Annotated in this window: 7 protein-coding genes; 1 reads left to right on the top strand and 6 read right to left on the bottom strand. The window is 68.3% G+C overall.

Features of this window, described 5'->3' with window-relative positions; genetic code table 11:
* Positions 1-17 precede the first annotated feature (17 nt).
* Positions 18-950: a formyltetrahydrofolate deformylase gene (gene purU, locus ACLQ3C_RS11500; RefSeq protein ID WP_425705300.1), complete on the bottom strand. Its 933-nt coding sequence runs from the start codon at positions 948-950 to the stop codon at positions 18-20.
* A gap of 25 nt (positions 951-975) precedes the next feature.
* Between purU and deoC the strand changes: the two genes are divergently transcribed.
* The gene (gene deoC, locus ACLQ3C_RS11495; RefSeq protein WP_425705196.1) at positions 976-1,653 is read left to right on the top strand and encodes a deoxyribose-phosphate aldolase; all 678 of its coding nucleotides are present in this window, start codon (positions 976-978) and stop codon (positions 1,651-1,653) included.
* 29 nt (positions 1,654-1,682) lie between these two features.
* On the opposite strand, the gene ACLQ3C_RS11490 is transcribed toward deoC, so the two are convergent.
* From ACLQ3C_RS11490 to ACLQ3C_RS11470, 5 genes are all read right to left on the bottom strand, one after another.
* Positions 1,683-2,546, bottom strand: coding sequence for a DUF1542 domain-containing protein (locus tag ACLQ3C_RS11490; RefSeq protein WP_425705195.1), 864 nt, complete (start codon positions 2,544-2,546; stop codon positions 1,683-1,685).
* Positions 2,547-2,636: 90 nt separating this feature from the next.
* On the bottom strand, positions 2,637-3,920 hold the full coding sequence (locus tag ACLQ3C_RS11485; RefSeq protein WP_425705194.1) for an LmeA family phospholipid-binding protein: 1,284 nt from the start codon (positions 3,918-3,920) through the stop codon (positions 2,637-2,639).
* Between the two features lie 34 nt (positions 3,921-3,954).
* Complete coding sequence (locus ACLQ3C_RS11480; RefSeq protein WP_425705193.1) at positions 3,955-4,785, bottom strand: carbon-nitrogen hydrolase family protein; 831 nt, start codon at positions 4,783-4,785, stop codon at positions 3,955-3,957.
* A gap of 9 nt (positions 4,786-4,794) precedes the next feature.
* The gene (locus tag ACLQ3C_RS11475) at positions 4,795-5,589 is read right to left on the bottom strand and encodes a class I SAM-dependent methyltransferase (RefSeq protein ID WP_425705192.1); all 795 of its coding nucleotides are present in this window, start codon (positions 5,587-5,589) and stop codon (positions 4,795-4,797) included.
* A 42-nt stretch (positions 5,590-5,631) separates the two neighbouring features.
* Positions 5,632-6,141 (bottom strand): DUF2505 domain-containing protein, encoded by a 510-nt coding sequence (locus tag ACLQ3C_RS11470; RefSeq protein ID WP_425705191.1) that lies wholly within the window; start codon positions 6,139-6,141, stop codon positions 5,632-5,634.
* Positions 6,142-6,144: the final 3 nt, after the last annotated feature.

Raw genomic sequence — 6,144 nt, 5'->3', positions numbered from 1 at the left:
CCCCGACACCATCCGGGTCAGTTGAACACCACAGTCTTACGGCCGCGGACCAGTACCCGATCTTCGAGGTGCCAGCGCAATCCCCTTGCGAGAACCAGTGTTTCGATGTCGCGGCCCTGACGGACCATGTCAGGCACCGTGTCGGTGTGATCGATGCGGGTGACGTCCTGTTCGATGATCGGACCGTCGTCGAGGTCGGCGGTGACGTAATGGCAAGTGGCGCCGATCAATTTGACGCCACGCGCGAACGCCTGGTGATAGGGACGTGCGCCGACAAAACTGGGCAGGAAGCTGTGGTGGATGTTGATGGCGCGGCCGTTCCATGCCTCACACAGTTCCGGCGGCAGGATCTGCATGAACCGCGCGAGGACCACCGCGTCGGGGCGGTAGCCGTCGACGATCGCCTCGACCTGATCGAAGGCGGCTCGTCTGGCGCGAGCACCGGACTTCCCGTCGGGACCGGTGAACGGCACGTGATGGAACGGCACGCCGAAGCGTTCGGTGAGCTCACGCAGGTCGGGATGGTTGCCGAGGACCGCCGACACCGTGGCCGGCAGTTCGCCGCGGTCCGCGCGGCCGAGCAGATCGGTCAAGCAGTGACTCTCTTTGCTCACCAGCAGCACCACCGACTTCTGTTCGCCGGTGTCGGTGACCTGCCAGTCGGTGTGCGGTCCCCATTGGGCGGCGATCTCGGCGAAGCGCGTACGCACCTCGTCGAGGCCGATGGCGACCGAGTCGGCGCGCACCGCCTGCCGGGTGAAAAACCAGCCGGAGTCCGCGTCGGAGTGGTAGGCGGCCTCGGTGATCCAGCCGCCGATCTCGGCAAGGAACGATGAGATCCGCGCGACGATACCGAGCTGGTCGGGGCAGCCGAGCGTGAGCACGTAGCGGCGGTCGGCGGCGGCGGGAGTCGCGATACGAGGGGAGGCGGCGTCGGCGGGGGTCACGATCCTCCAGTGTGCCAAGCTCGTCTGTGTGACGATCACCGACCTACGCCGAGCCGATGTCGCGGCCCTCGTCGACCACACCCTGCTCAAGCCCGAGGCCACTCACGACGACGTGTTGGCCACCGTCGCCGAGGCCGCCGACCTCGGCGTGTACGCGGTGTGCCTCTCACCGTCGACGCTGCCCATCGACACCGGCGCACAACGGACGTGTGTGGTCGCGGGTTTCCCGTCGGGTAAACATCATTCGCTGGTCAAGGCTGCCGAGGCCCGGCTGGCCGTGGATTCCGGTGCCGACGAGGTGGACATGGTGATCGACGTCGGCGCGGCGCTGTCGGGCAAGTTCGACGAGGTGTTCGCCGACGTGCTCACCGTGCGCGAGGCCGTCGGTGACGGGATCGTCCTCAAGGTGATCGTCGAGTCGGCGGCCCTGCTCGAACTCGCCGGCGAGGAGACCCTCGTCGAGGTCTGCCGCCGCGCCGCGCGGGCCGGTGCGAGTTTCGTGAAGACCTCGACGGGTTTTCATCCGGCCGGCGGCGCGAGCGTGCGCGCGGTCGAGATCATGCGGGCCGCGGTACCGGCGCAGGTCGGGGTGAAGGCGTCGGGCGGTATCCGCGACGCGCGTTTCGCCGCCGAACTCATCGCGGCCGGCGCCAACCGGCTGGGGCTGTCGGGTAGCCGCGCAGTGCTCGCGGGCTTCGCAGAGTAGGTACGGGCCGGGGCGAGCAGATCCGGCGGTCAGAAGCCGCCGAAGTCCCCACCACCACCGAAATCGCCGGCCCCGAAATCGCCGCCCCCGAAATCGCCGAAGCCACCGCCGTAGTCACCGCCACCCGGATCGCCCCCGCCGTAGTCACCCCCACCCGGGTCTCCCCCGCCTGCGTCACCACCGCCGTCACCGCCGTCGCCGGAATCCCCGTAGTCGCCGGAATCGATTGCGCCGCCGTCGCTGCCGTCGCCGACGCCGTTTTCGAAGGCGGTCGCGTCGTAGTTCACCCCGGCCATGCCGGAGAACATTGCCGAGAACAGAAACATCGATCCGACGCCCCAGGCGCCGGCGACGAGCGCGGGTTTCCACCAGGGTTCGGAGTACCACCCGGCCGGAACCGGACGACCGGCGACGCGGCCACCCGGGTAGTAGTTGGGGGTGTTCGGGGAGGGCGCGGGCGAGGCCTGCACCTGCCGGCCCTCGAATTCGACCTCACGGTTCTCGGTGACCTCACCGGCGCTCTTGCGACCGGCGAGTTCGGGGATCTCCGGACCCGGGTCCAAACCCATCGCGGTACGGGCGGCGCGGATGTAGTAGAGCCCCTCGACCGCGGTCTGCTTGGCCAGCCCGGCCTGCGCCGGACTGGTGGCCTGATCGATCTGGGATCCGGCGGCGGTCAGGCGTTCGGCGGCGTCGGCTAGTGCCTGCTTGGACGCCGGAGAGTCACCGACGAGCATGTACACCTGCCCGCCGAGGCGTTCGATGGCCTGCCGGGCGTCGGCCTTGGCGTCGTCGAGGACCCGGGTGGTGGTGGCGCTCGACCGCCGCTGCGTCACCACCACCACTGCGATCACGAGCAGGATGACGACGACGATGAGAATCAGCGAGCCCACGGGTTCCTCCGGAACGGGGTCAGAAATCGGACATCTCCGAGCGTACCCGGGGTGCCGACGCCCTGGCCTCCGAGCAGCGACCGGGCGCGGTCAGAGGATCGAGCAGCTCGCCCCTGATCCGGCCCCCGAACCCCCGGCGGAACTCAGGTCGACGTCTTTGCCGGTGACGGCGAAGTCGACTCCCGAATCGGTCACCTTCAGCGAGGAGACCTTGATTTCCTTGGTGAGTTCACCGAACAGTGAGTCGCCGAATCCGTCCACGAACTGCTGGGCGAAATCGGCCGGGATGCCGAAGGCGAAAGCACTGGCCTGCTCGACCTGAAAACGCACCCGCCCCTGATCGACCACCGGCTTCATCGTGAGACTGACCGGGACGGGGAAGATCGCGACCTGCACCGACGCGTCGACCTTGATCGTGCCGTCGGCGGCGTTGCCGGTCACCGCCGAGACCTGGGTGCCCGAGAGGATGCCCGCACCGCCGGCGCCGGTCGTTGGATCGTTGGCGCCGTTGTTGCCGCCACCGTTCGGCGAACCGCCACCGGCGAGCTGGCCCTGTTTGCTCATCTCGATGACCCGCTGGAACGGCACGAAGCCGGTGCCCGAGAGCGAGTCGACCTTCACCGAACCACCGTTCTGGCTGACGCCGTCGGCGCGCGCGTGAAGCTGCATCTGGGTGGCATTCGAGTCGCTGGTGTCGACCTGGACGTACGGATAATTGTTCGAGAACTTTTGCAGCAGAACGGGTTTCTTGCTGATCGACACATTGGTGGGCTGCCCGGTGAGTGCGCCGAACTGCTGCTCGAGACAGTCCGTGGCGCGGCTGCGCAGATAGAGCTCGGAGCCGACGAGCGCGATGATGATCACCAGCACCAGCCCGACGACACCGAGCACGATGAACCTGCCGGTGCGGCGTCGGCCCGGCGCGCTGGTGACGACTCCGGGTCCGGTCGGCGACGATCCCGTCGGGGGTCCGCCGGCCGGTGGCGCGGGCGCGAAGCCACCGCTGCCGACCGGGTTCTGGCCCGTCGTGAACTGTGTGGTCTGCGGTCGCGGCTCCGGCGGGGGCGGCGTCACCGGTGTCGTGGTGGCCTCGCCGATCTGCGAGTAGGCGCGCGAATGCTGGGCGGTGGTGGCCGTCTCCCACTGCTCGGTGTCCGGCGACGGATCCCCGCTTGCCGAACTACTGCTTGCCGCACTACTGCTTGCCGCACTCCCGCTTGCCGCACTGCCGGCTTCCGGCGGGCCACTCACCGGACTCGCGGCTTCGTCGCTCGGCGCGGCGCTCGCGTCGTCACCCCGGCCGACCCGCTTGGTGATGTCCGGATCCTCGTGACCCGCTGGGGTACGGGGTTCGTCGGTCGTGTCGTCGGCCATGCAACTCCGTCCTAGCGATTCGGTTCTTGCGTGATCAGGGCTTGTGCGCGGCTACCGGCGATGCGGCAGAGCCGAATTCCCGCTGGTTGGCGAGCACTGCGAGCTGTTCGCGGGCGGTGGCGACGAGCCCCAGATCGAGGGTGTGCACACCCAACCTCGACGGCCCCGCGTACGAAGCGACCACGCTACCGAAGGGATCTGAGATTTGGCTATGCCCGACACCGGTGGGTGCGCTACCCGAACGACGCCCGTCATCGGCCGGTTCGGCCTGTCCGACGGCGACGACGAACGCCGTCGAATCGAGGGCCCGCGCGGTGGCCAGCGTCTGCCATTGTCCGACCTTTCCGGGCCCCGCTCCCCACGACGCCGGCACCACGATCACCTCGGCGCCGTCGGCGGCCAAGGTGGTGAACAGTCTCGGAAACCGGATGTCGTAGCAGGTCGCCAGACCGACGCGCACACCGTCGACCTCGACGGTCACCGCCGTTTCGCCGGCGGCAACGGTGTCGGACTCGCGAAATCCGAAGGCGTCGTACAGGTGGATCTTGTCGTATCCGGTGCGCCGGCCGTCCGGATGCGCGACGAGCAGCGTGTTGGCCACCCGGCCATGGTCAGCGGGGGTGAACATGCCGGCGACGATGGTCGTACCGTGATCGGCGGCGGCGCGTGAGACGTGCTGCGCCCAGGGGCCGTCCAATGGCTGCGCGAGGGGGCCGAGCGGCACGCCGAAGCGGCACATCGTGGCTTCCGGGAACACCACGAGATCGGCGCCGGCGGACGCGGCCTGTGCGGTCTTCTCGTCGACGAGGCTCAGGTTGGCGACCGGATCTGTTCCAGAGCTGATCTGGGCCATCGCGATTCGCATGTGGCCAAACTACCCGCGGACGGCCACCGTCTCCCAGGGCACTGTCAACAGATTGTCGACGACGCGCCCGCGTGGGATCTCGACGTCGATCCCGGCGTCGCGCATCAGGTGCAGCGTCTGCCGCCAGCGCGCACGCGGACCGAAGACCGTCTGTCCGGCCGCGTTGTCCCAGCAGCGGTCGGCGGTGGCGAGTAGTTCGTGGATGCGTTCACCGGGCACGTTGTGGTGGATGAGCGCCTTGGGCAGGCGTTCGGCCAGTTCGGAGGGCCGCGCGGTGTGTGCGGGCGCCCAGCACAGGGTGAGTTGCCGGGGACCGTCGGCGTCGAGCAGCACCCAGGCGCAGCGGCGGCCGATCTCGTCGCACGTGCCCTCGACGATCAATCCGCCGGGTGCGAGTTGCGCGATCATCTGCGCCCACGCGGGTGCCACCTCGTGTTCGTCGTATTGCCGCAGGACGTTGAAGGCGCGGACCAGGTGTGGGTGCAAACCGGCGAGCTCGAACCCGCCGAGCGCGAAGCGCACCCGATCGTAGGGTTCGACGATCCGCTCGGGGTCGATCTCGAGACCGACCATCTCCAGGTCGGGGGCCACCGGCCGTAATCGGTGGGCCATCTCCACGCAGGTGTCCGGACGGGCGCCGTAGCCGAGATCGACGATCAGCGGCCGCGGTTCGGAAGTCAGCGCGGCGATGATCGCCGGCTCGTGAGCCATCCAGCGGTCGACGCGCCGAAGGCGATTGATGTTGGTGGTGCCGCGGGTCACCCGGCCGGACGGCTTGGCGCCACGGCGCGAGTCACTACGCATCGTTTTCTCCCGCGCCCTCTTCCGTGCCGCGGCGTGAGGCGGCTACAGGTTCTTGTGGACCCAGTCCTTGGCGTATTCGGCTTCCGCGCGGAACAGGTCGACGAGGTTCACCGCGATGAGCTGCTCGAGTTTGCTGTTGATGAACGGGATGAAGACCTTGACCTCGCTGGTCTTGCGGAGGGTGCAGCCGGTGTCGGTGGGGAACAGTTCCTGCCAGCCCTGCAGATTTCCCGGGCCGGCCGGGATCGAGGCGGTGTAGTCGCCCTTGGTGTTGTCCGGATCGAACGGACCGAACGATTCCTCGCGTGTGATGACCATGTCCTTCATCAGGACGGTCTGGGCGAGCGGCGGGAGCTGGTCGCGGCCGATGTGCTGCTTGAGCACCACTTTCAGGCCGGTTTCGTCGGACCGGAAGTCCTCGACCTCGCAATGCGGGGAGATCATCTGGAAGCCCGCCATCATGTCATCCCAATACTGCCGGGTGCTCTGGGCTTCGTAGAGCTTCGCCACGGGATGTGTATAGCGCGCGGAGTAGCTGAGACGTCGTGCCATAAC

This window comes from Gordonia sp. DT30 (assembly GCF_049844915.1).
In the GTDB taxonomy this organism is placed as follows: Bacteria; Actinomycetota; Actinomycetes; order Mycobacteriales; family Mycobacteriaceae; genus Gordonia.
Note: the sequence above shows the minus strand (reverse complement) of the source record. Positions and strands in the feature narration are given on the sequence as shown.

Coding starts and splice junctions, on each gene's coding strand:
- ACLQ3C_RS11485 (WP_425705194.1), bottom strand. CDS start 3,920: ATGGCCGACGACACGACCGACGAACCCCGTACCCCAGCGGGTCACGAG.
- ACLQ3C_RS11480 (WP_425705193.1), bottom strand. CDS start 4,785: ATGCGAATCGCGATGGCCCAGATCAGCTCTGGAACAGATCCGGTCGCC.
- ACLQ3C_RS11475 (WP_425705192.1), bottom strand. CDS start 5,589: ATGCGTAGTGACTCGCGCCGTGGCGCCAAGCCGTCCGGCCGGGTGACC.
- ACLQ3C_RS11470 (WP_425705191.1), bottom strand. CDS start 6,141: ATGGCACGACGTCTCAGCTACTCCGCGCGCTATACACATCCCGTGGCG.